Genomic DNA, 25878 nt, shown 5'->3' on the forward strand with positions numbered 1-25878 from the left:
GGATCTGCTTTCCCGCCTGTTGTTTCCGCGTTTTTTATTGGTATTTCCCCGTTGTCTGCGGTAAAGTTTCCGGCTTTTTTCCGGCATGGCAAACAGCGGAGGCATTATGTTTATTGGTTTTGATTACGGAACATCCAACTGCTCAGTGGCAGTAATGAAAAAGGGCACTCCGGTGTTATTACCGCTGGAGGGGGATAATGTCTATATTCCGTCCACCTTGTGTGCACCGACACGCGAATCCGTATCTGAACACCTGTTCCGTCACCGTAATATTGCGCCGTCAGATAATACCGGCGAACAACTATTACGCCGTTCTGTTGCCTTTAACCGTGAGGAAGGGATTGAACTGGTGCCGGAAGATATTCTGTTCGGTCAGTCGGCGCTGGAACTGTATCTCAGTGATCCGCGTGATGTCTATTACGTCAAATCCCCGAAATCCTTTCTCGGTGCATCCGGGCTGCACGATGTGCAAATCAGCTTCTTTGAGGATCTGGTCTGCGCCATGATGGCGAATATCAAATCTCAGGCTGAAGTTTCCACACAGGAAATGATCACCGAAACCGTGATCGGCAGACCGGTCAACTTCCACGGTTTGGGCGGTGAAAACGCGAATAAGCAGGCGGAAGCCATTCTTCTGCGCGCCGCAAAACGGGCCGGTTTTCAGAACGTGACCTTTCAGTTTGAACCGGTGGCTGCCGGGCTGGAATATGAATCCGTGCTGAATAATGATCAGACGGTGCTGGTGGTCGATATCGGCGGCGGTACCACCGACTGTTCACTTATCCGCATGGGACCGGGTTACCGGGGACAGGCAGATCGCACTGACAGTCTGCTGGCGCACAGCGGACAGCGGGTCGGCGGAAACGACCTTGATATCTATCTGGCTTTTAAACAGCTGATGCCGCTGTTCGGAATGAACAGCCGCGCGGCTTCCGGCATCGAAATGCCGCTGATGCAATTCTGGAACCCGATCGCCATTAATAATGTCGAAGCACAAAAAGAGTTCTATTCGCGTCAGAATCTCACACTGTTACAGCAGCTGAAACGGGATGCGGCAGAACCGGCAAAACTACAGCGTTTGCTGGACGTATATAACCAAAGCCTGGGTTACAGCATTGTCCGCCGGGCGGAAGAGGCAAAAATCGCACTTTCCGCCTCACCGGCGTATCGTGCGGCAATCCGCCTGCTCAGCGAAACGCTGGAAACGGAGATCAGCGCGGCGGAGATGGAAGAATCGATTTCCTCCCCGAAAGATAAAATGATTTCCTTGGTGAATGATGCAGTGCAGCAGGGCGGCACAACACCGGATGCTATCTTCATCACCGGCGGCTCAGGGCGTTCACCGGTATTATGCCGTGCCATTGAAGCTCAGCTGCCGGGAATACCGGTGGTCAGAGGAAACGATTTCGGCTCAGTAACTGCCGGTCTGGCGCGCTGGGGCGAAATTTGTTTTAAATAAACTTGCAACAGACCGGTCGGTCTATTAGAGTATCGCCATGAACAAACATACTGAACACGATACCCGCGAACATCTTCTGGCCACCGGCGAACGCCTGTGTCTTCAGCACGGCTTTACCGGCATGGGGCTCAGCGAACTGCTGAAAACAGCCGGGGTGCCAAAGGGATCGTTTTATCATTACTTCCGCTCCAAGGAGTTATTCGGCGTTGTCATGCTGGAACGCTATTATGAAGATTACCTGGAGCGCCTGACCGGGCATTTTGAGCACGGAGCAGGGAATTACCGCGATCGGTTTCTCGCGTATTATGGTGATATTCTGAAAAATGCCTGTCAGCACAGCCATATTCAGGGCTGTCTGACGGTTAAATTATCTGCTGAAGTGTGTGATTTATCGGAAGATATGAATGCTGCAATGGATAAAGGCGTCAGTAAAGTGATCGCGCTGCTGGCGCAGAGTCTGGAAAACGGAAAGAAAGAGAAATCACTGACGTTTGAGAGGGATGCACAGCACACCGCACAGGTACTTTATTCGTTATGGCTGGGGGCAAATCTGCAGGCAAAAATTTCCCGCAGTACCGCGCCGCTGGAAAGTGCGCTGGCCCATGTTGAAACACTGATTACCGCGCCTGAGTAATTTTCCCGCAGGCGTTTTTATTTACCTGAAAACTAGTCGACTGGTCTAATCCGGAGTTGCTATGTCACAACAACCATTGTCACAGAAAAAACTGTTTACCCCGCTGAAAGTGGGTGCCTTTACCGCACTGAACCGTGTCTTTATGGCACCGTTGACCCGGCTGCGCAGTATCGAACCCGGCGATATCCCGACCCCGCTGATGGGAGAATATTACCGTCAGCGCGCCGGGGCCGGGCTGATCATCTCGGAAGCCACTCAAATTTCGGCACAGGCCAAAGGCTATGCCGGTGCGCCGGGGCTGCACAGTCCGGAACAGATTGCGGCCTGGAAAAAAATCACAGCCGGTGTGCATGACGCAGGCGGACACATTGCTGTCCAGTTGTGGCATACAGGGCGGATTTCCCATAACAGCATTCAGCCGGGGCAACAGGCACCGGTGGCACCGTCTGCGATCAGTGCCGGAACCCGCACGTCACTGCGTGATGAGAATGGTCACGCTATCCGCGTTGATACTTCCATGCCGCGTGCGCTGGAAACCAGTGAAATCCCGGGCATTGTAAATGATTTCCGTCAGGCGGTCGCCAATGCGCGTGAGGCAGGGTTTGATATGGCAGAGCTGCATTCCGCTCACGGTTATCTGCTGCATCAGTTCTTATCGCCGGATGCCAACCACCGCACCGATCAGTACGGCGGCAGCCGCGAAAACCGTGCTCGTCTGGTACTGGAAGTTGTGGATGCCGTCTGTGCGGAGTGGGGACCGGAACGCATCGGGATCCGTGTATCACCAATCGGTTCATTCCAGAATATGAGCAACGGCCCGGATGAAGAGGCGGATGCGCTGTATCTGATTGAAGAACTGAATAAACGTAATATCGCCTATCTGCATATGTCTGAGCCGGATTGGGCAGGCGGTCAGCCGTACAGCGACGATTTCCGTCGTAAGGTGCGTTCTCTGTTCCGTGGTGTGATTATCGGTGCCGGTGCGTATACCCCGGAAAAAGCCGAAGATCTGATTGAAAAAGGGCTGATTGATGCGGTGGCATTTGGCCGTGATTATATCGCCAACCCGGATCTGGCGGCACGTCTGGCGAAAAAAGCGCCGCTGAACCCGCAGCGTCCGGAATCCTTCTACGGCGGTGGTGCCGAAGGGTATACCGATTATCCGTTTATGGCATAACAGACATTAATCCGGCGGCAGAAAACAGCCGCCGGGTTATTTTTACGGACGGATAATCGTATGTGCATACACTGTGCTGTAGCCATCCATCTCTATTTTGCGGAATTCCACATCAAAAACCGCATTTAATAAAGAGGATCCCAGCAGTGCCGCGGATGAGCCGAAATAACGTAATTTCCCCTGTGATAACACAATAACCGATTCAAAATAGCGGAATACCATATCCAGTTCGTGCAGACACACTACCACCAGTTTTTCTTTTCCCTGTGCCGTTAAATCCTCAATCAGCTGCATCCGGTGTTTTATATCCAGTGCTGCACTCGGTTCATCGGCAAATATCACCGGCGGATCACACATCAGCGCCATTGCGGTAAGAACACGGCTTTTTTCCCCGCCCGATAATATATGCCAGTGTTTATCCAGTAACGGCTGTAATTCATATTTCCGGCAGGCAGATGCTTTTGCGGCTTTCGGGTCAGCTGCCCGTTCTGCGGCCAGCGAAATTAATTCCTCTGTGCGCTGATCCCAGCAGGGATTAAAACTCTGTGGAATAAGACCGATTTTCTGCATCCGCGCCGCGCCTTTATAACGGCTGACATTTTTTCCGTCCAGAGTAACGGCACTGAATACCTCCCGGTCAAGCCCGGATAAGGCTTTTATCAGCGTGGATTTACCGGAGCCGTTCGGGCCGATAAGGGCAATGCTGCCTCTGGCGGGTAAATGCAGGGAATCAACCGTCAGTATTGTTTTATCCTGTTTACGGACGTTCAGGTTATTCACTGTGATCATGATTTTCTCACCCGTTTCGCCAGCAGATAAATAAAGAAAGGGCCGCCGATAAAGGCGGTGATCAGCCCGAGCGGTATTTCCCCCGGCGGCAGCAGGCTGCGCGATAATGCATCGGAGAACATCACCAGTGCAGCACCAATAACAGCGGAGGCGGGCAGAACATATTTATGACGGGCACCAACCTGCCAGCGGGCAATATGCGGGGCAATCAATCCGATAAACCCGACAACGCCGCCGAGTGAAACGGCAATTGCGACAATGGCAGATCCGGCAATTAAGGCCAGCACGGTAAACCGTTCAACCGATAAGCCGAAACTCATTGCCATTGTTCTGTCCAGTCCCATTAAATCCAGCCCGTCAGATAACAGATAAACGGATAATAAAATGGCGGCCAGGGTTAATATCAGGCTGATGAGCAGACCTTCTCCGGACGGGGTTTGTATTCCGCCCAGAATCCAGCTTAATACCACCTGAAGACTGGTACTTTCATCGGATAATGCCATCATCATAAACGAACGGGCGGCATTTAATACCGCACTGACCGCCACCCCGGTTAATAACAGTGTGGCGGTATCCAGTGACCCGGCAATCCGCGAGACGGATAACACAATAAATATCGCCGCCAGTGCGCCGCTGAACGCAAATAACGGCAGTGATACCGCCAGCGGTAATCCGAGCGGGACTAATAATGCCACTGTTCCGCCGATCGCCGCACCGCCGGAAGATCCTAATAACCAGGGTTCTGCCAGCGGATTACGGAATACCCCCTGAAAAATGGCACCGCTTAATCCCAGTAATGCGCCGGTAAACCCGGCGGTAATCACACGCGGTAAACGCCATTCAGTTAATAAGCGGGATATCAGATCATCACTGTAAAACAAGGCGCTGAGCACTTTCAGCGGACTTTCCCAAGTGTGACCCGCACAGGCTGAAAAAATAAATGCAGCGAAAAGGATGAATAACAGGCTGACAATTTTCACTGTTTCAGACTCCATTTTTCAAATATGTCAGACATATATTCAATGCCGTCAATAATCCGCGGGCCGGGAATAAGCACATACGCACTTTTGACCGGATAAATATCGTTGTTTTTTACCGCTTTCATTTGTGACCAGCCGGGAAGTATCAGTAAATCCCGGATTTTGTCTCCGGAAATGGTGTACAAAATAATATCCGGGTCGGCGGCGATAATCGCTTCCGGGGATACCTGTTTCAGCGCCGGTCCGGCCTGCTTATATTCCTCCAGCGCCAGTGTTCCTCCCGCCTTTAAAATGGAATCGGCGGTATATCCCGGTGTTTTTTTATACGCCTGCGGCCTGGCAACCAGTAATAACCCGTTACTGACCTGACCGGTGATCATAATGACCCTTGGTGCGCGGTAACCGGCGGGTTTTTGCTGAACAGTATGCAGCCGCTGTTCCATTTCCGCCGCCACCTGTTCGCCTTTTTCCGTTGTTTTGGTGACCTGCGCCACCAGACGGATATTACGGATAATTTCCTCAATACTGTTACCCTCCAGCACCAGTACAGGAATGCCGAATTTGCGCAGCGGTGTTAATAACTGATGCGTGGCCTGGCGGGCAGGGATCATAATCACCAGATCCGGTTTCTGCTCAATGATCCGCTCAAGGGAAAACCCGAGGCGGCCGCCGATTAACGGTTTATTTTTGATTTCATCCGGGAAATAGGTGTAGGCATCAATACCGGCGATATTGTCAGCCAGTCCGAGGATCGCCACAATTTCGGTATTTGATGAAAAGATAGTCACAATGCACTGCGGTTTTTCGTTCAGTGTGACCGGCGCAGATAATTGCGCCATCATACTGAAAGCAGGCAGAGCATGGCACAGGGCCATGCTCAGAGTGATAATTATAATCAGGACTTTCATTATTGCCGGTTAAAAACGGTATGTCACACCGGCAATAAATGACCGGCCCGGCATAGAGGTTCCGAGACTACCGTTCGATTTCGACGGCAGCATAATATACGGGTCTTCATCCAGGGCAAAAAAGACCGGATGCTCGTTTTTATCCAGAATATTGTCTATCCGTCCGTACAGCGTCAGTGACTGGCTGATATCCACATCCGCCTGAAGATTCCAGACCATAAACGGCGCTTTTCGCATGACATACGAGGAGTAAGGGCGGACCTCCGGGATAATACCTTCCTCTGTTTTATACCACATCGGCCCGCGCAGAATGCCCTGTAACTGAAGACTCCACGGATAACGGGCATTGGTAAAATAAAGCTCGTTAATAAACGCCGCCTGATACTGATACATGCGCTGAACTTTATTACTGTTATTGGTTGCGGTTATTTTGGCACCTTTATCTTCCATATCGAAATTCCAGCTGCCGTTTAAACGCATGACCCAATCCCAGTCTGTCTGCCAGTCAAATACACGGTTAACGGTGGCACGGCTGTTAATTTCCAGTCCGCGTACCACAATATCATCGTCGCTGTTGGCGTACTGGTAGACATTCGGTGCCAGAACGTTGGTCTGTATTCTGTTCTGAATCGTATTCTGAAAGAGGGCAATATCCACGGAGTTCAAAGAGTCACCGAGTGTCGCACCCACTTCAAACTGACGGTTACTTTCTGCTTTCAGTGAACTGTTGCCCAGATATTGCGTGCCGGACAGCGTAATATAATCCGCGCCCAGTTGTGTGGCGGTCGGCGCACGGTAACCGGTGGCAACAGAGGATTTCAGATTCAGCCAGTCATTGACCTGATAGTTGGTACCGAGACTCTAGGTTAACTGATTATAAGAGGCACTGCCGGTGAACTGATTATCCAGGTTCGGTGTTTTATCAAAATTGGTTTTCCCGTAGGTATAACGCATCCCGCCGCGGATTATCCAGCTGTCGTCAAATAAACTCTGCCGGTCATCAAAATAGACGGCATACTGGTTTTCAGTCTGGTTATTATCATACGGCGCGGATTGTTTCAGCGGGTTGCCGCTGACACTGACCTGATTACGTTCTGAACGCAGACGGCTGTATTCATAATCCACCCCTAATAACAGATCATTCTGCTCATGGAGTTTAATCACCGGCTGGAATTTCACGCCGTAAATATCCAGCTGACGGCGGTTATGATCACTGCGGGTTTTTGCGGTTAACGGTGATGCCCAGCGGAAATTATCCACGTCCTGCACAAAATAGGCGTGGCTGTTCATTCTGAAAATACTGTCATCGGTGCCGTTTTTCCAGACCACATCCGCTGAGCGGTTATAACGGGTATCTTTAGCGTAAATATTCCCGGTTGACCCACGGAAACCGCCATCATAAATACCGTCAGTCCGCAAAGAGACATCGAGCAGGTTACTTTCGTTGATCTGCCAGCCTAAATTACCGCTTAAACCAAAACGTTCCCAGTTGGTATTTTCCTGTTTGTGGCCGCCTTTCCCGGAATGGTAATCATCACGGCGACCGGCTTCAAACCCGACATAGCCGTAAATATCGCCGTCATCATTCTGAAAACCATAGCCGCCGTAAGTCTGTGCCAGCCCCCAGGATCCGGTTTCTGCTGAGATTTTGCCGCCTTCGTCGGTTAATCCGTTTTTCAGGAAAATATTAATCACGCCGCCCATCGCCTGAGAGCCGTAAATAACCGAAGAAGGGCCCCGGATCACTTCAATCCGGCTGACATCTTTCGGTGATAATTTGGATAAGTTCGCGGTTCCCGCACGGCGGCCGTTAACTAATACCAGCACCTGTCCGGCAAAATCTTTCCCCTGACCATCCGTTGCGGCACCGCGGATATTAATGGATGTCTGCCCGGGACTCCATTCACTGAAAAAACCGACACTGTTTTGTGCCAGTAATTCGGTCAGACTTTCCGCCCGTGAGCGTTCAATCTGGTCGCTGTCGATAACCTGGGTGGTAACGGTGGATTTTCGCTGCTGTTCTTCACGCCCTGACGCGGTGACAATTAAAGTATCACCGTTTTCTGTATCCTGTTTTACGGTATTTTCCGCCCCGGCGGATAATTGTGAATATGACAGGATCAGTGAAACCAGCGCCAGTTTCCTGCTGTTTATTTTCATTTTTTAAAACTCATTTTTATATAATGCCTGACCAAGACACCGGTTATATCCGGTGTATTCCCTGAAATAATTTTTCTGACACAAATAACATCAAGTGTTAATGAGATCCGTTTTCATCTTAAGAAAACAGGGCAGGCTAAGTCACTAAAAAATATGACTAATCGTCTGAAACGGGAAAGTGGTCAAGATAATTGAAAACAAACCGTTACAATCACGCAGGGAGATAATAAGAAAGGTGAGCAGATGTTGAAAATATGCTGCATTGTTAAAAACCCGGCGGCACCGGAACGATGCCGCCGGATAAGGCTACAATAAGCGGATGCGGTGCCGGAAGCGATCAATAAACTGCTGATTCCAGTCATCGCCGCCGGTGGCGTTGCCGCTTTTCCAGATTGGCGGTTCAATACCTTGCTGTGCCAGCAGATTTACCGTTTCGGTTATCAGGGCATTGAGCAGAAATGCATTGGCAAAGGTGGACATGGCTGCCACCTGCTGGGTTATTCCCTGGATCTGCATAACCGCATCACCGACCTGCACATGAGAATCCAGCACCAGGTCGGCGATATCACACAGATTTTGTCCGGTAGGGTGGCGCGCGGGGTGATCTGCCGGTGTTTCCCCGGCGTGGGCAACCGACGTTACTGCTATCACCGTCACCCCGCGCTTTTTCGCTTCAAGGGCAATATCAATGACCGAGGCATTAATACCGTAAGCATTGATAAGTACCATCACTTCCCCAGCCTGTACCGGGTTGTTATTCATGACAATGCTGCCGAATCCCGGCAGACGCTCAATCGCCATTGAGCGCAATGCGCCGTTTGTCAGCAGCGTACCTTCATCAAGGATCGGATTAATATGCATCAATCCCCCGGCACGGAAAAAAACCTCCTGCGGACCGAGATTGGAATGCCCGCCGGAGGCCGCCACGTGGATCAGGTTATCGCGGGCTATTTGTTCTGCGAGCAGGGCGGCGGCCTGCGGTAACGTATCGCGGTTACTGTCCAGCACGGTGTGCAGATGTGCGGTAATTTTGCTGAGATATTCCACAGATAACGCCAGCGGATCTGTTGTTGTATTTATCATCGTTATGCGCGGTAAACCGCCTCCCCCTGAAGATAGGTTTCCAGCACCTGCAATGTGCTGCCCTGTATATCCAGTACCACTATATCCGCCCGTTTTCCGGCGGCGAGTGTTCCTCTGTCTGTCAACCCGAGGAACACAGCCGGATTTTCAGCGGCATAACGCCAGGCGTGTTCTGCATCACTCAGTCCGCTGCGGATCAGAAAACTGACACAATCCAGAGCGGATTGCGCCGAGCCTGCCAGCAGTTCTTCATTCGCAGCCAGATGCAGACGGCCTTGCTCTGTCAGCACCACATCACCGCCGATATGGGTGTGATAACGGCCCGGAGACATACCGCCGAATGCCGTGGTATCGCTGGTCAGCAGAATTTTTCCCTGTTTGGCACGCAGGATCACTTTGATCAATGACGGCGGCAGATGAAAACCATCGGTAATAATGCCGCTCCACAGATTGTCTTCCGCCAGTTGCGCCCAGATGGGGTTATGGTGACGGTGCATCTGTAATTCACAGCCGTTGCCGAGGTGAGTGGACATGGTTGCGCCCAGTTCTGCGGCGCGGCGGATTTGCTCCGGTGTTGCTGCGGTATGGCCGATGGAGACACGGATATTGTTCTTCGTACAAAAACGGATGGTGTCTGCCAGCCCGTCTTCCTGTTCAGGAGAGAGTGTCAGTATCCGCAGCAATCCCTGTGATAAATCATGCCACTGCAGGACTTTTTCAGCATCGCAGTGCTGCACACAGGCTTTATCGTGCGCACCGCGCGGACCGCTGACCGGTGAGATAAACGGACCTTCCAGATGAATACCTGCTGTGGAGGCCCGAATCCGGGGATCAGCGGCACAAAAGGCCGCAAAATCAGACATCAGTTGAGAAATCGCCTCATCACTGTTGGTGATAACGGTCGGGCACAGGCTGGTTACGCCTTTCTGATACAGTCTTTCGTAACTGTGGCGGACATCATCCCGGTGCAGCGGCAGGGTGTTGTAATCGGTTTCCGCATAGCCGTTGACCTGTAAATCCACCAGTCCGGCGGCGACATACGGCAGATTTTCCGGGGTATCGGTATTCAGCGGCTCAATACCGGTAATAACACCATTGTCTGTTGTGATGGTGACCGGCGTGCCGTTCAGTGTTTTAGCGCGGATCAGCATAAGTCTGCTCCTGAATCTTTATCCAGATAAAGGAAAGCACTGTTATGACGGCGCAGAATGGTGGCCGGCAGATCTTCACTGATCGGATCGCGGATCATCCGGGTGACAGCCTGCCGTTTGGTGGTGGCTGGCACCACACATACCATATGACGGGCGCTGACCAGCGCAGGAATTGTCAGGGTCAGAGCATACATCGGAACATCATCCGTCCGCGCAAAACAGCCGTCGTTAACCTGTTGCTGACGGCACTGTTCGTCCAGTTGCACCCGTTTGACAACCGCGCTGTCACTGAAATCCGCCACCCACGGGTCATTAAAAGCAATGTGCCCGTTTTCACCCACCCCCAGACACACCAGATCCACCTGTGCGGCGGAAAGCAGTTCCGCATAGCGGCGGCATTCGGCGTCACTGTCCGTGGCATGTGCCCGGATAAAATGCGTTGCAGCCGGTTTCACCGCATCAAACAGATGTTCCTGAATATAGTGGCTGAAGGCCTGCGGTGCGCCGGGTGGCAGGCCGATATATTCATCCATATGAAATGCAGTGACTTTTGACCAATCGATTTCCGGGAATGTTTGCAGATGCTGCAAAAATTCGTTCTGAGACGGCGCAGAGGCAAAAATAATACGGACTTCCGGCTGTGATGCCTGACACTGAACAATAATATCGCGGGCTTTTTCAGCCGCCGCGCGTCCCATCGCATCACGGTTTGCATAAACAGCATAGTGCAGCAGGTCCTTCTGACCGGCAGTGACAAGAGAATCAGTCATGACTATGTTCCTCTGACAGGCGGAATAACGCCTCTGTAAAAAGGTGCTCCGCCTGTGGTGCAAACGGGGCATCAAGATAAAAGTAGTATGCTGAATCGTGCGGCTCATAGCCGCCTTCGGCAATCTGGCGGGCTGACGGCAGGTAACCGGCCATGCCGTTGCTGTAGCCGATCCCCAGGAAATATTGCCCTTTGGCGCGTAATAATTGCTGGTAGTGATTCACAACTTCCGCACTGACGGTCAGTAGTTTCAGCTGTAGTGAAAGGTGCAGGCAGGTCAGGGTGATGGTTTGTTCAGCACGCAGAGGAATTCCGCGTTCTGTCTGCTTCAGTTTGTAAACCGCCCATTCATGTTCAATCGTGTCCGGCGCATGTTCATCACGGAACTGAATCAGTTGTTCATTGTTCATCACCGGCTGTAAGGGCAGTGAAATCTGACGCTGCCGGAAATACGGCGGTGTGGTCAGCGGAAGAAGCGGCAAATCAGGCTGTTCCAGCGCATCGAGAAAAAGAGCGGACAGCTGTTTTCCGCAGATTTCCATCTGTGCATAATCCGCACGGTAAAACTGCCCGTCACGGCTCAGATCAGGGCGCAGATCGCCGCAGAATCCCTGCAACAGCAGACAGACAGCCTCCGGGAAGGCCGTTTCAATTTCATCACAAACCACACCCGGATATTCACCGGAAAGAATATTGTCGCCGGTAATGGTCGGGTGGCACTGGTTATGCACCAGCACCGCACATACCTGTTGCTTCTCATCCGTAAACCGTACCAGTGTGGCGATAGTATCCGCCGGTTCATCCGGGTTCGGTGCCATGGTGATTTCACCGTTGACCATCAGCCGCCGGTGAACCGCCAGAGGGCAGTCTGACACCGCAACCTGTGCTGTCACCGGTTTCCCGGCGGCGAGCGCTGTCTGCAAACCGGTAATAACCTGTTGTGTGATAAACGCAGTATAGTGCGGGTCACATTCACCCAGCTGCGGCGAGTGGTTATCTGCTGTCTGCGGCGCACAGTGGCTGTGGGTGGCGGTCAGGATCAGATCCAGTCCGGCCAGTTCCGGGATGTCTGCCAGAGCCGTGCGGATCTGCCGGTCAAGGTTATCCCCGGCAAACAGCAGTTCAAGACTGACAACGGCATACTGCCGGTTCCAGATAAAGCAGCGTGCATACAGCGGCATGCCAATTTGTGTACAGGGCTGATGCCGGAACGCAAATCCGCCTAATTTCACCGGCAGTGACGGTGTGATATACGTTTTACTGACGCCGAGTATCATGATGATGACCCGCACAGTGAGACAATTAGTTGCAGATTGCGCATGATATGGAACGGATCTTTCACCGGCAGCGCAACCACCTTGTTCAGCGGCGCACCTTCACGATCACGGATCTGTGTCCATTCCCCCTGTTCCCGGTTCGGGAAGGTGTTCAGTACATAGTCTGCCGTCTGCTGATAGAGGCTGAAAAATTGCGGATCGTCATGCTGTTCCGCCATCAGCAGCAGGGTATACAGTGCTTCCGAATGCACCCACCAGATTTTACTGCTCCAGGTGTCCGCTATCAGGGTTTCATACGGATCATCCCCAAGCAGACGTCCGGCAGGCGGAGAGCCGTCTGCCAGGGTATAACGGAACAGCCCGCCGTATTGATCATCCCAGCCCATATGCCACATCAGTGAGGTAATTTTCGCAATGGCGGGAAGATACGTTTCTGTCTCACCAAGCAGTTGCGCGGCGTGGAAGCAGAACCACATATTTTCCAGCGTATGTCCCGGTGTTTTATGACGGGCGAGCAGGGTATCGCGGTACTCAGGAATAACCTTCATCTCCAGCGGGATCAGGGTTTCCGGATCGTGAAACTCAGTAAAAATCCGCCCGAGGCTTTGCCGTGTCTGGGTCGTCAGCCGGGAAAGCGCCGGGTGCTGATAACGGAGTGCATAGCGCAGCAGTTCCGTTACCGTTCCCAGCATAATCATTTCATAGGCATAAGGTTCAAACCCCGGCGGAGCGGGATACGGTTCACTCCGCACCCGGCCGGATGTCAGCCGCTGACTGACATTGTCATACAGCGCCAGCGCATGCTCAAAATACCCGCTTTCTCCGGAGACAAAGGCATATTCACACAGACCAATCACCACAAAGCAATCCGCGTAAAACGAGGTGTCATATCCCTCGCCCGGCTTCATTTCCATCTTGTTGCCATGGCGATCCAGTAAAAAGGCGCAATGGCCGTTATCGAGGAAAGCATAGTTCAGCAGGAAATCCGCGGTCTGTTTTGCATGCGCCAGCAGGGGGGCAGCATCCCCCTGACATAACCCGCTGCGGATGAGTGCCGCCTGACGACTCTCATTCCACAAAAAACGCCCCTGGGACCAGGTAAATTTGTTTTCACTCAGCAGGGTGCCGCCGTCATTACTGAAGCAGGTAAATACGCCGCCGGACTCCGTATCAACCGCCCGCATCCAGAACGGCAGGATGTTTTGTTCCAGCTCCTGCTGCCATAAGGCGCGGCATTGTGCTTTCTGTTGTGCGGTTAATCCCATATCAGTGACCTCCGTCACGGCTCAGTTTGTGCATCAGGGCATCCACTTCCGGTTTTACCGGGTTTTTGCGCGCCACAATGGCTGCCAGGGTAAAGAACACCAGGGAGCAGAAGACAGGGCCACCGACCGATAACGCCATTGACGGTGCGGTAACAAACAGTTTGGTACCGGCAAAGACCGCCAGACCAATCAGCATAGAGGTAATGGCAATCTTCGGACCACAATGCTTATAGAACGGCAGCAGACCCAGAACCATCGGAATAGACGCCGGTCCGATTAACCCGCCGAACCACACCACAATCAGTCCGATAATGCCGCCGAAATGCTCCTGATTCAGTGCCAGAACAATAGTGCAGAGGGTAAAAGTGAAGGTAACGGTACGTGCCATCCACAACGGGGTTTCGCCGTTGGCTCTTTTCACTTTTTTCGAGATCAGCGGCAGGATATCCCGCGACAGTACAGAGCTGATGGCGTTGGCATCAGAGGCCACCATCGACAGTGTGGCGGCAAACATCGACGCGAGGATCACCCCGACAAACCCGGCCGGCAGATATTTCAGTGTCAGCATGGAGTAGATTTGTGTCTGCTGATCAGCAGGGACATCCGGGATCAGCAACGGAGCGGCCCACATCGGTGCAAACAGGATCAGCGGCCAGACCAGATAGAGAGACGCGGACAGGATCATCGCGCGGCGTGCCTGTTTACCGTCCGGTGAGGCGATAAAGCGGGATGCGAGGTTCCAGGTGCCGCCGTTATAACTGAGGAAACAGACAAACGCGAAGCTGGCAAAGAACAGCGGGCTGTACTGACCATTAAACCAGTCACTGTTACCGGCGGGTAATCTGTCCCACATATCCAGATAGTTGGTACCGATATCCCCGAGCTGAGACTGCACCACGAAGAACATAATGATCCCCGCAGCAATCCCGACCAGGAACTGGAAAAAGTCATTCATGGTATCGGCCCACAACCCGCCGACGGTGACATAAACCATGGCCACCACGCCGGAAATCAGCACACCGTAAATCACCGGAATACCGGTAAAGCCATAGAACAGCACGCCGATCGCCGCGTATTTCCCGGCAGTATCCAGCAGTTTCAGCAGCACGCCCAGCCAGGCGATCACCTGCTGGGTTTTAATATCGTAACGAATTTTCAGGTATTCGGTCGGTGACTGTACCTGCAACGCATCACGCAGCCGCGCCCAGCGGGGAACAATCAGCCACGCACCGAGCAGACAGGCGATAGTCACGTTCAGCGCCCACCAGACATACAGGTTAAACCCGGTCGCATAGGCAAGGGCGGCATAACCGGTAAACACCACGCCGGAATAACCGGACACATGATGGGAAATCCCGGCCAGCCACCAGGGCAGACCACCGCCCGCGACATAAAAATCGTTAGTACCTTTAACACGACGGTAAGCATTTAAACCGATACCTATCATGATAATGAAGAAAAGTGAGAGTGTTATCCAGTCCGGCGTTTGCATCTTATTGATTCCTTATAATTATTTTGTCATCAACATCTACAGTAAAACGGGGAATTGCGGGTACTGACATAAAATGGATAATCGGCAGCAGAGAACTGCTGATCCTGACTGTACATTAATTACACACACTGTAAATATATTTAATTCCACTGTGTGTTATTAATTCGATCTGACTCACAATTCAACAACACACGCAGGGCGCATCAACATCGATTTATCCGGCAGATAATGTGTGATACATATAGGGTAATCACACCACCCACTATTGACTTATCAGATAAACAGTTGAAAATCAGTCTGTTCCTCACTCACTGAACCGGAAAGCAGATCATTATGGTGAAACCGTCTCTTTCGTCAGAACGTAAACAGCATCTGTTCCGGCAAATTCTGGACGGATACAAAATGCAGGCCGTGATCACCCGTAAAGGGCTCGCGATCACTAACAAGCTGCGCCCGGCGACGGTGACACAGCTGATCGGCGAAATGATCCAGAGCGGCATTATTGCTGAGGACACCATTAATCACCAGCCCGGACCGGGGCGCCCGGAAGTCGGTATTATTCCGGATTTCCGGTTACTGACGGCTATTTTTATCTGCATTGATGCCCGCAATATCACCGCGTCGCTGGTGGATATCCGGGGTGTGGTTCTCGCCGGTGTACATCAGCCGGTTCATGATGATAATGCTGACAGCGCTACACTCCTGAACTGCTTCCGGACACTGATCAGCCGTCTGCTGCAAAATTGCCGGGCGGACACCCGTGTACAAGGGATTATTATCTCGCTGCCGGGGGTTATGGATGCGGAACATTGTCACTGGCTCTACACCAACCGCTGGCCGAAAGCCCGCCATATAGATTTATCGCAACTGGCCGCGGAGTTTTCCATTCCGGTCTGCCTGGTGAAAAACTTACAGGCGGAGCTGAATGCCTTTATCCTCGAAAATAATGATCTGTCCGCCAGACGTGTGCTGTATGTCCACTGGGGGGAAGGAATTGGTGCGGCAAGTTATTCAAAACAGCAAATAAATGCCAACCAGCAGGGGCTGTTCGGCGAGCTCGGGCAGCTCACGTTCGGCAATTCGCAGACGATTGAGCAGATGTTTTCCCTGTCCGCATTGCGCAGTGTGCTGAGTGAGGCGCTGCCCGGCGATTTAAGTAATGAGCGGGCAGCGGCAAAAACATTACAGCATGCGGATATTACCGTTATTCCGTGCCTGAAAACGGCGGCGGATATCTGGGGGCGGGTGCTGGCAAATATCTATTTTATTCTGTTTCCGGATGTCATTATTTTCTCCGGCCCGTTCACGCACAATGAGGCATTATTCCGGGAAATCACCACCGGGTTCAGTCAGCATGTACCGGAATATTTTGAGCAGAATGTCACATTCACCATCAACCACAAATCCTATATGAATGAAATGCACGGTGCATTATCCCCGTTCTTTGATGCGCTGGTGGCAAAATATTGCCACCAGGGGAGTTAATCAGCGAATAATCTGAACAGAGCGGATTTTTTTACCGTAATTAGTCACATTCTTTTTTCCGCTTACTTCAATATGAGATTCACCGGTGAAATTTTCACCTTCATAAAAACGAACCTTCCAGCCGGGCGGAATAACCACCGAAGAAAGGGTACCACTGAAATCGGTGCGGGATAAATCCGGAATATCGTCACTGATCTCAACATAATTTCCCTTCTGCCAGCTTTCCGCATAAAGGACAATGGCTTTGCGCAAATCTGACTCTCTGGTAATTAATTTACTCACCGAACATTTTGCATCGGCTTCTTTGCAGAAAATACTGCCGTTGCCCTGTGTCAACTGACAGCGGCGTGCGGTATTTTTCCGCGCCAGATCTTCCGTAATACCGGCCTCAATATGAAAATCAGAAAAGGGCGTTAACCTGCAGATATAAATAGTCTCAGGTTGATGGCGATAATTTCCGTGCCCTCCGCTGCGGGCGGAGACAACCGCAGAAAATAATATCAGTAACAATGTCAGCTTTTTCATCGTATTCCTTACCGCTTAATATCTGAACAGAGTAAGAGAGTGTTCACCACCGTGACAGCAGATATATCTGATAAGAGGTTAACTATCCTTAACTTGATTTTGCGCCATAACGGCGAATAATGGGGCGGGTAAAATTCACAGATACACGCAGTTGTTTATTCCCCGGGGTTTCTTTATGGTCAGTGGTTTATTTATCGGCATCCTGTTCGGCGGGTTGCTCCAGTCAGGTCAATTCTGTTTTGTTTCCGGATTCAGGAACATTCTTTACCAGCGAAATACCCGGTTTCTCACCGCACTGCTGATTGCAGTCACTATTCAGTCCGTTGGTTTCTTTGCCCTGGAATCTGCCGGATTATTACACATACCGGAAGGAAATCTGCCGATCACCGCCACACTTGCCGGTGGTTTTGTATTTGGTGCCGGTATGGTACTTGCCGGTTGCTGCGGCAGCGGCGCATGGTTCCGTTCCGGTGAAGGATTAACCGGCACCTGGATTGCCTTATTTGCCTTTGTTGTCACTATAGCCGCGGCTCAGAAAGGCAGCCTGAAACATTGGTTTGAACCCTTACTACAGCATCCCGCACAACCGGATACAATTTATAAAACACTGGATATTTCCCCGTGGTTTCTGGTCGCGTTTTTAATTATTCTCACCGCCGGATTACTGATTTATCAGCATTATCATCCCCGCTATACACCGCCGTCACAGAGCCGGTTTAATTATCTGCCGCTGAATATCACCGGTCTTCTGATCGGTATTCTCGGGATTATTGCCTGGGTTTTCAGCGCTGAAGCAGGTCGTAATTTCGGCTATGGTGTAGCCGTTCCTTCCGGTAATGTTATTCAGTATCTGATCACCGGACAGCAGCGTTATTTTAACTGGGGAACCTTATTTGTTATCGGTATTTTCGCCGGTTCAATGATAAGTGCGATTATCCGCAAAGAATTCAGATTAACACTTCCGCCTGATGGTATTACGGTGGTCAAACGGCTGATCGGCGGGATTGTGATGGGAGCAGGGGCAACACTGGCAGGCGGCTGTACCGTCACGAACTCCCTTGTGGCAACCGCTTATTTCTCCTGGCAGGGATGGATTTCCACATTCATGATTATGGCCGGTGTCTGGATCACCAGTTATTTCTTCCGTTCAGGACAATGTCGTTTATAGGATCACATATGAAAACAAAATCACTCTTTCTTTTGATACCGCTATTACTGTCCGGTTGTGACCAGACGGTGGTAAAAGAGATCGGCATTGAAGAATTGTCGGAGAACCTGAACAACCCGGAATACCTTATTATTGATACCCGGCCGGACAGTTTATATTTCGGTTTTAAAGATAAAGGCGCGACCCGCGGCGGTCATATTAAAGGTGCTATGCAGTTTACCACCGGCTGGCTGGATTTTATTGACGAAGATAAATTCGATAATTTTCTGGCAGAAAAGGGGATTACCAAAGAAAAAACCCTGGTATTTTACGACAGTGACCCTGATTCACTGGAAAGAATTACCGCTGAATTTGCAGCCAAAGGTTTTCAGGTCAGGGCATTTAAATCTTTCATCCAATACAGCAATTCTGATCTGCCGATGGATAAATACCCGAATTATTTTCTGAGTGTTTCTCCCGCTTGGGTTCAGGCTGCACTGAACGGTGAAAAACCGGAAAGTTATACCCGTGATCAAAAACCGGTGATATTTGAAGTGTCGTGGGGGGATGCGGAACAATCTAAATCCTATGCAACGCATATTAAAGGCGCTTTCCATTTTAATACCGACTGGATAGAAAACGCACCGGTCTGGAATTTATCAGAACCTGACGTTATCAAAAATAATCTGCTGAAAAACGGGATCCGCAAAGATACCCCGGTTATCGTCTATTCTGAAAATCAGATGGCAGCATTGCGGGTATTATGGGCACTGAAATGGGCGGGTGTTGAGGATGTCCGTTTCCTGAACGGTGGTTTAAATGTCTGGATGGATGCGGAATTACCAACCGAAACCACTCTGAATATCCCGGTACCGGTAGCAGATTTCGGCGCGGAAATTCCGGTTAATCCGCAGGTCACTATTGCCATGCCGGCGGAAGCCATACAAGGTCAGAAATCCGGTCTTAAACTGATCAGCAACCGGACATGGGATGAATATACCGGCAAAATCTCCGGTTATGATTATATTCCGCGTAAAGGAGAGCCGGCCGGGGCAATATGGGGATTCGGCGGTAAAAATTCGAATGATATGTCCGATTACTATGACCCGGACGGCACATTACGTAATCCGGACGAGATTTTTGCTTTATGGAAAACGCAGGGTATTGAACCGACTGACCAGGTCGCGTTTTATTGCGGCACCGGCTGGCGGGCCAGTGTTTCCTGGTTTATGACGCAGCTGGCGGGCTGGGAAAACAGCCGGATTTATGACGGCGGCTGGAATGCCTGGCAGATGGACCCGACATTACCGGTATTAAATAATATTCAGAGCGAAAAACCGGCAGCACTGAATGATTATGGTGAAATAATCAAAAAACCGGGCCAATCCTGCAAAAGCTGATTTAACTGAAATACCGGTTTCCGCAGAAATAACGGAAGCCGGTGATATCCGGTAATTTACCATGGGCCTTCCGGCCAGATGCTGGCTGTTTTTTTATCCGTATCATCCAGTGAATCAAGATATAAATTCTCAACCTCGGTACGGGCCCAGGGAGTACGGCGGAGAAATTTCAGACTTGATTTTACGCTGGGGTCATTCTTAAAGCAGTTAATATTGATTAACTTACCCAGCTTTGCCCAGCCATATTTTGCAACCAGTGCATTAACCTGCATTTCGAGCGTAACGCCATGCAGCGGATCATTGGATTTGTGGGCTGTCATGAATGAATATCCTGTTATTTTGTCTGAGCAGGGAAGGATACCGTAAACGCCGGAGTATGACAATTATCCCTCCCGGCAGTATCAAATTATTTAACAGTGCCTGTTTGTAATAGATGAAAAGTATTGTTTCATTATTTATCAGCAAAGTTAAACGAATTTAATTACCATAAAAGGGAGAACAGGACGGATGAATCTAAAAATCAGGTAATATTATAATGAGAAGCTGTTTTATTTTTGCGTTTTCATTTTCCTTTATAGCCATAGTATTCAAAAATTTTAGAAATTGTGACATAACCTGTCAACCTGTACATGTAAGATCACAAACGAGTTGAACAGCAAGGATTAGCAAATGAGCATTTGATCTCTTTGAGCACTCAACTGATTTACTTAAAGAGCTAGAAAATGAAGAGAGCGTGTGGAGCGATGAGCAGAAATTTGAAGTGGTAATTAAGGTGACCAACGTTGTGGCTGAATATTTTCAGCGCCGCGATCTGATAGTCGGACAAGTTATCGAAAAAGAATTAATTGACGGCGGATTAATTATCTCCAGTAAAGTTTCACATAAGAATGAGATTTTACCCGTAGTGCAATATTGGCTTCCTCATTTACGAATTATTTCTCCTGAAAATTTGCAGCAGGAATTGGAAGCTAAGATGAAAAAATATCTGGGTATATAAGGAATGTATATGGTAGGCGCAAAAAGTGGTAAAAATAAATTTACCAAACAAATATTAAAGGTGGCTGAGCATTACAATGTGATTGTCGCAGCAACGATGAGTGCGGGAAAAACCTCCTTAATTAACGCGCTGCTGGGTGATGAAGTTCTTTATTCAGCCAATGAAGCTGCCACCGCAACATTGACGCGTATTACTCATAACCGAAATTTACGCCAGCGCATTGAAGGTGCGAGCTACACCCGACCGGGCGAATGCTATGAACGTAGTAAGAATGTGCAAGCTTCAACCCTCCGGCAGTGGAACGACCATCAGGCAGTGAAGTATATCGAGCTGAATTGCAGCATTGAGAACCTGCGTAAAACAGTAACGCCTCTGGTTATTTACGATACTCCGGGGCCCAACAATAGCCAGGATACCAGCCATAGAGCTCTGCTGGATACGGCGCTGATGTTACCGGGTAAAAAACTGTTGGTCTACGTGCTCAATGCAACCCAACTGGCGACACAAGATGACTTACAGCTACTTCAGAAGATTAAAAATAGTCCGGCCCTGATTTCAGGGAACCAAATTATTTTTATCCTCAATAAGGTGGATCAGCTCGATGAAGAGCGGGGTGAAACGATCGATGTTTTCCTTGAAAAAACCCGGAACTATTTGGAGGAAATGGGATTTTCACGGCCGATGATTATCCCGGCGATGATGCAAACGTCCTTAATAGCTAAAAAAGTTCTCAATCGCAAAAGTATTACCCGAAATCAAAAACATCACTTACAGGCTGAGCTGCAACGATTTAGGCAGAATAAATTTATCCTCAATGATGCATCTCACGTACCTCACGCTATTAAGCACCTGGTTCGTACTGAATTAAAAAGAAGTCAGACTGAAAATGTCCGGTCCGATATTTTCGATAAAACGGAGCTGAAACAGTTTATCGCTTATAGCGGTATACGTACCCTAGAAATTTTTCTTTCACAACACAACTAACTATTCGGAAAACTATGAACAGTATTTATCTGGAACATAACCCCTTTACCGTTGAATCAACATTCCTGGTTAACGGCGTAGAACCCGCTTCGGGATGTAAACTTTCCAGCTATAAAGAAGCGCGTTTACAGCTCTGGGTGGAATCACTATTTGCCGAGTTACAGGCGTTGTTAAACGGCGAAACAAAGCTCGATGTTGAGTTCAAAGGCGTTGAATCTGATTTTATGGACGTGCAGGAAGCCGCCGCTGTAGCCAGGGAAAATGGTATGGAAATCAATTTGCGTTGGCAGCAGGTGCGGGCGACGGAGGACCGCCTGGATGAGATTAATGCGCTGATGGAAGAGGCGAAACTCAACCCACAATTCAATGACTACATCATTAACAACGAACAGGTACGCAACGATTTCCAGGAAGCTTTTAATAACGATTTTAACGTATACGTGGTTGCGACCATGTCTTCAGGCAAATCAACGTTAATCAATGCCATGCTTGGACAGGAGCTGCTACCTGCAGCGAACGAAGCAACCACGGCGACTATTGCGCAAATAATAGATGATAAAACTACGGGAAATAATTTTGCTGCCCGCCGTTTTTCCGGCAGTGGCGAGGAAGAATCGCTGGCTGAGATTAATGCTGATACGCTCAAAAAGTGGAACCAGCTGCCGGATACTCAGGAAATCGAAGGCCGATAAAGATAAGCTGGTGAAAAATTATCTGGCCTTTATTGAACGTGAGTTTAATGAGAAGTTTGAAACTTTAATTGGAATGATGCAAGAGCAGCTAAATAATAAAGAGGTTCGAGAGCAGGCTATCTCAGAGGCGAGAGAGCAGCAGTGTTGGATTGTTGATTTTAAAGCAAAACTTGATAACACACTGGCTATTTAATAAAAGGATTTATGATGGACGATAAAACTAAAAAAAAGCAAACCCTGCGCCAGAATTTATTGGAACAATTAACCCGTAATGATCTGGAAGGCGATGAAATACGCAAGCTTGTCGCCTCCTGCTCCAATATTGCTGATTTTTTTGATGATTACCGGGTTAACGAGATTTTCGCGGCCATAGAGCCGGATGAACTTGACTGGAACGCCGGGTATTTCGACCGCCAACGCAAGCTGGCGCAGAACAACTTCGCCGAAATGCGTATCAATCATCTTATTGATGTTCGTGAGCATCTTATCCGCAATGGTATTGCCGGGTTTGCAAAAGCATCTGTAACCGGGCACACCGAGGGAACGAAAACAATGAATATGCAAGGCTATTTACCCGGTACTAATCTGGCAAAAATGGTTGAACAAGGCGTTCCCGGTATGGTGCGTTCGGCCTTAATCAATGAGCTTGAAAACAACCGGCTGGAAGATAATGAAATCATTAAGGCCGTCGTCTGGGCTCAAGATCGGATTACCAATTTATTTGTAGATTACGAAGAAAACTCTCTGGCCGGAAAAATGAATAATGACCCTGCCCAATGGGATGCTGATTACTACGACTTGCAGACATCTTATCTGAATAGCAATTTTGCCAAAGCACGTTTTGAGCACTTAATTGAGGTGCGTAATGTGCTGCGCATGCGTGGGGTGAAAGGCTTTGAGCGCATAACCATCAAGCCAAAACCTCAACCCCACCAAGCCAGGGCGGCTTCCCGCCCGCACTCTGGATCATCTTCCTCTCCGTCTGGCTTTTTGCGCATAGCGGTGATGGCTGGCGGGGCCCTTGCGGTTCTGGCTGCGCTAGTGATTTCTTTACTCTAAAGGTGAATATATGTCGCAAAAAATCATGACACCGTCACGTCTTTCAGTCGTATTGGTTCTCAGGAAACAAAGTCCCTGATTATGGGAATCCTGGTCATCCGCCTGAGTGAACATCGTGCTGCTTTTTCAGGCATGAATCAGCCGCTAAAACACGTCACCGTGCTGGAAGAGGCTCACAATATCCTCAAGCGCAGCACCTCCGGCAGCGGTGGGGAAGGGAATGATATTACGGGAAAATCGGTGGACATGCTCTCCAACGCAATTGCCGAAATGCGTACGTGGGGAGAAGGATTTATCATTGCTGACCAGTCACCTTATGTCATTGATATTTCAGCAATTCGCAATACAAATACAAAAATTATAATGCGTCTGCCGGATGAAGCTGACCGGCGTATCGCGGGGAAATCTGCTGGATTAAACGACGATCAGCTGGATGAGCTTGCGCGCCTGCCAAAAGGAGTAGCACTGGTTTACCAGAACGACTGGCTTGAGCCTGTACTGTGCCGGGTTAATAAGTTTGCAGGGAAAGAAGTGACCTACCGCTACGAATCTGCAGTGAGTACGGACAACCCCCTGATTTTTAACCAGCAACTAATTACCTGGCTGATGGCTTCGCGCCTGCGACAGCCGCTGGCAATCTCGCTGGAGACGCTGGAGACGCTGGAGGCCGGGCTGGAAGGCAGCCCGCTTGCAACCGGGCAAAAAATTGTGCTGAAAACACTATTCGAAGAGTTTCGCGCAACCGGAGAAATCAGCCTTCAAAACGAACAGAATTTCGCTCTCCTGGCAAAGCTGGTTGTTAGCCTGCTGGATTGCACTTCCGGCATTGAGAGATGCGTTCGTACTACGTCGGGCTTTGATGAGTTGAAGCAGTCATTACGCCAACTGATTGTTAAGCAAACCGGTGAATTGTCTGCGGAGCTTGAACTGGCGGTACAGCAGTGCTTCATGCGTGAGTTAGCAGGCCGAAATGATGAATATCTGAAAGTATACGCCGCATGGCGAAAACATGTCACCCCGGAGACTGTAGCATGATTGGGATGACCGTTTTAAAAGAGCTGGCGGCGGAATCACTGGGGGAACTGTTGGCAAGCGTGAAGGATATACGCATTGAAGACATTAATATCGAAGAGCTCGATAAGCCTGTTAATCTGGAACTGCCGCGTAATGAGTTGACTCCGCTTTCTGAAGAAACCAAAGAGGTTTTAAGCGAGGAAGGTTACACTGATGAAGTGATCGAAAGTATCAACAGCGAAGAGGAAGCAGCGATTTATCAGGATGCGGGTCTGGAATGTCAGACTGTTAACGGTAATGACGCGTTAATAAATACTGAAATCGACCCGGATCAAACCGATGCGTTAGGTGATACTAACCTCGGGCGTATGGAGAAGGGTAAGTCGCCATTGGATGCAAATGGTAAACCGATTGAGCTGCATCACGTTGGTCAGAGGGCAGATTCTCCGCTTGCAGAGTTGACACACGCTCAGCACATGGAGGGTGGAAATAATACTATCTTACACGACACGACAAAAGAGTCTGAAATCGATCGAAGTGCGTTTGCCAAAGAGCGTGAGGCGCACTGGAAAGCACGAGCTGAAGAAATTAAACAGCGCCGGGAGGAAGCAGTATGAAGAAGTTAGCACAGCAGATTGTGGCACAAGGTGCCGATACTCGTCCTGTGAATGAGGATGAAATCATAACTGCTGAACAGGCTTTAGGGATTCAATTTTCCCCGGAGTATAAAGCCTATTTGTCTGAGTTTGGTTTGATTTCCTCGGGGGCGGCCGAGGTTTACGGCCTCGGTGTTCCTGCGACGTCGCATCTGAACATTCTTAGCGCGATAGAACCTCTACGTGAAGGCAGGGACTATCCGCCACAAGCAGTGCCTCTTTATGATATTGGTGATGGGTATTATTACCTTTATGATAATAAACGGCGCAAAATCCTCACCTGGTCGATGATAAACGGAGTAGTAGATACCAGCGATGAAGACCTTGAAGCCTTTTTACTGCGCATCGTCTTCCACATTAAGTCATAAAAAACGGCGTATGGTTCCGGAGGAGTTCGTCCGAATGAACCAATAACTAATTTGTACAGTATCCGTGAACTGACGGATATTGTACATCAGTTCACGTTACCGGATAGGAGAGCAGGGAACGCCAATGAACGATATAACACATTGATATTATTGCATCTAATCATTACCAGTACCTTCTACATGTCATTTAACATAATATACATTATGCGAATAAAGGTTTTAGAGGCTCAATGCTAATGTCTAATCTTGGCTCAATCTAAATGTCTGCGCTGTATTTGTCTATGGGGGTTAACCTTTCTTTTTTCTAGCTCCGGACCATTATCCATCCGCATTTTCACCGGGTATCCGCGTGTTGCAACTATTCTGTCCAATACCCGGACAACACGTTGGGCCGGGATATTCAGATT

General features: G+C 49.7%; 24 protein-coding genes and 3 pseudogenes. 14 read left to right on the forward strand and 13 right to left on the reverse strand.

Going from position 1 to position 25878, the window contains the following annotated elements; translation table 11 throughout:
• Nucleotides 1-106: 106 nt before the first annotated feature.
• The 3 genes from yegD (at nt 107) to N7387_RS07135 (ending at nt 3270) form a co-directional block, all read left to right on the forward strand.
• Nucleotides 107-1459 (forward strand): molecular chaperone, encoded by a 1353-nt coding sequence (gene yegD, locus N7387_RS07125; protein ID WP_279797980.1) that lies wholly within the window; start codon nt 107-109, stop codon nt 1457-1459.
• Nucleotides 1460-1496: 37 nt separating this feature from the next.
• A complete protein-coding gene (locus N7387_RS07130; RefSeq protein ID WP_046892117.1) occupies nt 1497-2093 on the forward strand; it encodes a TetR/AcrR family transcriptional regulator in 597 nt (198 codons plus the stop codon).
• A 76-nt stretch (nt 2094-2169) separates the two neighbouring features.
• On the forward strand, nt 2170-3270 hold the full coding sequence (locus N7387_RS07135; RefSeq protein WP_279798013.1) for an alkene reductase: 1101 nt from the start codon (nt 2170-2172) through the stop codon (nt 3268-3270).
• 42 nt (nt 3271-3312) lie between these two features.
• Here the strand turns inward: N7387_RS07135 and N7387_RS07140 are convergent, their stop codons facing one another.
• From N7387_RS07140 to N7387_RS07190, 11 genes and pseudogenes are all read right to left on the reverse strand, one after another.
• Nucleotides 3313-4059, reverse strand: coding sequence for an ABC transporter ATP-binding protein (locus tag N7387_RS07140; RefSeq protein WP_279797981.1), 747 nt, complete (start codon nt 4057-4059; stop codon nt 3313-3315).
• Nucleotides 4056-5039, reverse strand: coding sequence for an iron ABC transporter permease (locus N7387_RS07145; protein ID WP_279797983.1), 984 nt, complete (start codon nt 5037-5039; stop codon nt 4056-4058). Before N7387_RS07145 ends, N7387_RS07140 begins: the two co-directional genes overlap by 4 nt.
• Nucleotides 5036-5947, reverse strand: a complete 912-nt coding sequence (locus N7387_RS07150) for an ABC transporter substrate-binding protein (RefSeq protein WP_279797988.1) — start codon at nt 5945-5947, stop codon at nt 5036-5038. The genes N7387_RS07145 and N7387_RS07150 overlap by 4 nt, the downstream gene beginning before the upstream one ends.
• Nucleotides 5948-5956: 9 nt before the next feature.
• A pseudogene (locus tag N7387_RS07155) lies at nt 5957-6796 on the reverse strand (TonB-dependent receptor); the annotation flags it as partial.
• 12 nt (nt 6797-6808) lie between these two features.
• Complete coding sequence (locus N7387_RS07160; protein WP_279797989.1) at nt 6809-8107, reverse strand: TonB-dependent receptor plug domain-containing protein; 1299 nt, start codon at nt 8105-8107, stop codon at nt 6809-6811.
• A gap of 306 nt (nt 8108-8413) precedes the next feature.
• The gene (locus N7387_RS07165) at nt 8414-9190 is read right to left on the reverse strand and encodes an SIS domain-containing protein (RefSeq protein ID WP_279797990.1); all 777 of its coding nucleotides are present in this window, start codon (nt 9188-9190) and stop codon (nt 8414-8416) included.
• A gap of 2 nt (nt 9191-9192) precedes the next feature.
• Nucleotides 9193-10341, reverse strand: a complete 1149-nt coding sequence (locus N7387_RS07170) for an amidohydrolase family protein (protein WP_279797992.1) — start codon at nt 10339-10341, stop codon at nt 9193-9195.
• Nucleotides 10335-11111: a glucosamine-6-phosphate deaminase gene (locus N7387_RS07175; protein WP_279797993.1), complete on the reverse strand. Its 777-nt coding sequence runs from the start codon at nt 11109-11111 to the stop codon at nt 10335-10337. The genes N7387_RS07170 and N7387_RS07175 overlap by 7 nt, the downstream gene beginning before the upstream one ends.
• Entirely contained in the window at nt 11104-12387 is a 1284-nt protein-coding gene (locus tag N7387_RS07180) for a hypothetical protein (RefSeq protein WP_279797994.1), read from the reverse strand. The genes N7387_RS07175 and N7387_RS07180 overlap by 8 nt, the downstream gene beginning before the upstream one ends.
• Nucleotides 12384-13652, reverse strand: coding sequence for an AGE family epimerase/isomerase (locus tag N7387_RS07185; protein ID WP_279797995.1), 1269 nt, complete (start codon nt 13650-13652; stop codon nt 12384-12386). The genes N7387_RS07180 and N7387_RS07185 overlap by 4 nt, the downstream gene beginning before the upstream one ends.
• A 1-nt stretch (nt 13653) precedes the next feature.
• Entirely contained in the window at nt 13654-15144 is a 1491-nt protein-coding gene (locus N7387_RS07190) for a Na+:solute symporter (protein ID WP_279797996.1), read from the reverse strand.
• 333 nt (nt 15145-15477) lie between these two features.
• On the opposite strand from N7387_RS07190, the gene N7387_RS07195 reads away from it, so the two are divergent.
• Nucleotides 15478-16629, forward strand: coding sequence for an ROK family protein (locus N7387_RS07195; protein WP_279797997.1), 1152 nt, complete (start codon nt 15478-15480; stop codon nt 16627-16629).
• On the opposite strand, the gene N7387_RS07200 is transcribed toward N7387_RS07195, so the two are convergent.
• On the reverse strand, nt 16630-17154 hold the full coding sequence (locus tag N7387_RS07200) for a beta/gamma crystallin family protein (protein ID WP_262882835.1): 525 nt from the start codon (nt 17152-17154) through the stop codon (nt 16630-16632).
• A 175-nt stretch (nt 17155-17329) separates the two neighbouring features.
• Here N7387_RS07200 and N7387_RS07205 point away from each other — a divergent pair, with 175 nt between their 5' ends.
• Both N7387_RS07205 and N7387_RS07210 read left to right on the forward strand, forming a co-directional pair.
• Complete coding sequence (locus tag N7387_RS07205) at nt 17330-18322, forward strand: YeeE/YedE family protein (RefSeq protein ID WP_279797998.1); 993 nt, start codon at nt 17330-17332, stop codon at nt 18320-18322.
• Nucleotides 18323-18330: 8 nt separating this feature from the next.
• Nucleotides 18331-19701, forward strand: coding sequence for a rhodanese-like domain-containing protein (locus tag N7387_RS07210; RefSeq protein WP_279797999.1), 1371 nt, complete (start codon nt 18331-18333; stop codon nt 19699-19701).
• A 56-nt stretch (nt 19702-19757) separates the two neighbouring features.
• Here the strand turns inward: N7387_RS07210 and N7387_RS07215 are convergent, their stop codons facing one another.
• Entirely contained in the window at nt 19758-20021 is a 264-nt protein-coding gene (locus N7387_RS07215) for a VF530 family protein (RefSeq protein ID WP_279798001.1), read from the reverse strand.
• Between the two features lie 413 nt (nt 20022-20434).
• On the opposite strand from N7387_RS07215, the gene N7387_RS07220 reads away from it, so the two are divergent.
• The 8 genes and pseudogenes from N7387_RS07220 (at nt 20435) to N7387_RS07255 (ending at nt 25471) form a co-directional block, all read left to right on the forward strand.
• On the forward strand, nt 20435-20698 hold the full coding sequence (locus tag N7387_RS07220) for a WYL domain-containing protein (RefSeq protein WP_279798002.1): 264 nt from the start codon (nt 20435-20437) through the stop codon (nt 20696-20698).
• 9 nt (nt 20699-20707) lie between these two features.
• A complete protein-coding gene (locus N7387_RS07225) occupies nt 20708-21682 on the forward strand; it encodes a dynamin family protein (protein WP_279798003.1) in 975 nt (324 codons plus the stop codon).
• Nucleotides 21683-21696: 14 nt separating this feature from the next.
• A pseudogene (locus N7387_RS07230) lies at nt 21697-22365 on the forward strand (dynamin family protein); the annotation flags it as partial.
• Nucleotides 22366-22384: 19 nt separating this feature from the next.
• Entirely contained in the window at nt 22385-22567 is a 183-nt protein-coding gene (locus tag N7387_RS07235; protein ID WP_279798004.1) for a hypothetical protein, read from the forward strand.
• An 11-nt stretch (nt 22568-22578) separates the two neighbouring features.
• Nucleotides 22579-23433, forward strand: a complete 855-nt coding sequence (locus N7387_RS07240; RefSeq protein WP_262882828.1) for a hypothetical protein — start codon at nt 22579-22581, stop codon at nt 23431-23433.
• A 45-nt stretch (nt 23434-23478) separates the two neighbouring features.
• Nucleotides 23479-24468: pseudogene (locus tag N7387_RS07245) on the forward strand (ATP-binding protein); the annotation flags it as partial.
• Nucleotides 24465-25064 carry an HNH/ENDO VII family nuclease gene (locus tag N7387_RS07250; protein WP_262882826.1) on the forward strand — a complete coding sequence of 200 codons (600 nt, stop codon included), beginning with the start codon at nt 24465-24467 and terminating at the stop codon, nt 25062-25064. The pseudogene N7387_RS07245 and the gene N7387_RS07250, both read left to right, overlap by 4 nt.
• Nucleotides 25061-25471, forward strand: coding sequence for an SMI1/KNR4 family protein (locus N7387_RS07255; RefSeq protein WP_262882825.1), 411 nt, complete (start codon nt 25061-25063; stop codon nt 25469-25471). The genes N7387_RS07250 and N7387_RS07255 overlap by 4 nt, the downstream gene beginning before the upstream one ends.
• Nucleotides 25472-25878: the final 407 nt, after the last annotated feature.

The organism is Morganella sp. GD04133 (genome assembly GCF_029835375.1).
GTDB classification, from domain to species: Bacteria; Pseudomonadota; Gammaproteobacteria; order Enterobacterales; family Enterobacteriaceae; genus Morganella; species Morganella morganii_B.